This window comes from Streptomyces otsuchiensis (assembly GCF_004305975.1).
GTDB classification, from domain to species: Bacteria; Actinomycetota; Actinomycetes; order Streptomycetales; family Streptomycetaceae; genus Streptomyces; species Streptomyces otsuchiensis.
The window spans coordinates 1-890 of the sequence record NZ_BHZI01000563.1 but is presented as its reverse complement, the minus strand read 5'-3'; the positions used below and the strand labels follow the sequence as shown (position 1 = coordinate 890).

The window sequence follows — 890 nt, the reverse complement described above, 5'->3', positions numbered from 1 at the left end:
GGCCTGAGGGGCCGGGGGTCAGCGGGTGCCGGAGAGTTCGGCGAACGCCACGACGTTGCCGAGGTAGCCGCCCGCGTCGCGGGAGAACTCGCCGCCGCAGGTGATGAGCCGCAACTCCGGCCCGTCGCTGGGCGCGTAGACCAGTTCGTCGGGGAAGTCCGCGCGGTCGAACACCTCGATGGCGGTGACGGTGAAGACGGCGGTGCGCCCGTCGGCGCGGTCGACCTCGACGGTGTCCCCGCGGCGGAGCGCGCCCAGATCGTAGAAGACGGCGGGTCCGGTGGCGTTGTCGACATGGCCGGTGATGAGGGAGGTTCCGGCGGATCCGGGGGTGACGCCGCCGCGGAACCAGCCGGCGAGGTTCGGGTCCTCCTCGGGCGGGACCTGCGGACTGCCCGAGGGTTCCAGGCCGTAGCCGGAGAGCGGGGCGTCCACGGCTATCGCGGGTATCCGGACGGTCAGCGGCGTGGACGGGGGGAGCGCGCCGTACGCGCCCGGCGCACCGCCGAGGGGGTCGTCGGCCCGCTGCTGGGTGGCCTCCCGCAGGCCCTCGGCCGCGGCGGGCTGGGGAGGGTCGGTGTGGCCGTCGTCCTCCATCATGCCGACGGTGCCGGCGGCGAGGGCGACGGCCGCGGTCGCCGCGATGGCGGTGGTCAGTACCTTCTCCGAGGTCTTCATGCCGTGGGACCCGTTCCGTAGGGCTCGGGCCGGTGTGCGGCCCCGTTCCTGGACACGTTCCTGGCGCCGGTCCGGCCCGGCGCGCCGTCCGGCCGGAGTGGGCTCCGGCCGGACGGCGGTGGTGGACCGGCCCCCGGGCGGCGCTGCCACCCGGGGGCCGAAGCGGGCCCGTCGCTGACCGCGGAGGTCGGGCGGCAGGGGCGGGCCCGGGC

The 890-nt window shown here is 76.6% G+C and carries 1 protein-coding gene; it reads right to left on the bottom strand.

The window, feature by feature from the left end; translation table 11 throughout:
* Positions 1–18: 18 nt before the first annotated feature.
* A complete protein-coding gene (locus E0D90_RS25850) occupies positions 19–678 on the bottom strand; it encodes a class F sortase (RefSeq protein WP_103502909.1) in 660 nt (219 codons plus the stop codon).
* Positions 679–890: the final 212 nt, after the last annotated feature.

Excerpts from the sequence above, each read along its gene's own strand:
- E0D90_RS25850 (WP_103502909.1), bottom strand. The coding sequence starts at position 678 with ATGAAGACCTCGGAGAAGGTACTGACCACCGCCATCGCGGCGACCGCG.